General features: G+C 44.0%; 1 protein-coding gene. It reads left to right on the top strand.

Annotated elements, in window-relative coordinates; genetic code table 11:
* Positions 1-218: NAD(P)/FAD-dependent oxidoreductase (locus ACG916_RS21710; RefSeq protein WP_419329560.1), on the top strand; the 218-nt coding region annotated here is incomplete at both ends.

The raw sequence follows: 218 nt of genomic DNA, 5'->3' as shown, positions 1-218 counted from the left end.
CCTTGGTAAACGTTTGATTGCAAAATACAACTTAGACCAAGATGCTGATCCGCAACATTACGGTATCGGAATCAAAGAACTTTGGGAAATTGACCCTGCTAAACATAAACCAGGTTTAGTGATGCATGGTTCAGGCTGGCCTTTGGCAGAAACAGGTTCTTCAGGCGGCTGGTGGTTATATCACGCTGAAAACAACCAAGTGACCTTGGGTATGATTG

Source organism: Acinetobacter legionensis (assembly GCF_048552295.1).
GTDB lineage: Bacteria > Pseudomonadota > Gammaproteobacteria > Pseudomonadales > Moraxellaceae > Acinetobacter.
The sequence above is the reverse complement of the archived record's forward strand: the minus strand, read 5'-3'. Positions and strand labels throughout refer to the sequence as shown.